Below are 251 nucleotides of genomic sequence, written 5' to 3'. Positions count from 1 at the left end.
TTGACGTGCCCGTAGATCAGCGGCGTCAGGCCGCGATAATCCTCCGGCGTCAGCCGCGCCGACCATTTCGGCTCGCTCAACACCGACTGCATCATGCGCGTGTTCACATAGACAAGCGACGCCTGCATGCGGATCATCGCGGGCCTGGTCCTGCACAAGGGAGAGTTCGCCGGCAACGCCGGCGGGCTCGAGGGCGGAAGGACGGGGAGACCGTTTTTGCCTGTTGCGGGGGAGAGAACGGCGGCCGCTCT

1 pseudogene is annotated in these 251 nt (G+C 65.7%); it reads right to left on the bottom strand.

Annotated features, from left to right (window positions below):
• Window positions 1-140: pseudogene (locus EN786_RS37540) on the bottom strand (Tn3 family transposase); the annotation flags it as partial.
• Between the last annotated feature and the right edge of the window lie 111 nt (window positions 141-251).

This window comes from Mesorhizobium sp. M4B.F.Ca.ET.143.01.1.1 (assembly GCF_004792275.1).
Classification (GTDB): Bacteria; Pseudomonadota; Alphaproteobacteria; order Rhizobiales; family Rhizobiaceae; genus Mesorhizobium; species Mesorhizobium abyssinicae.
Note: the sequence above shows the minus strand (reverse complement) of the source record. Positions and strands in the feature narration are given on the sequence as shown.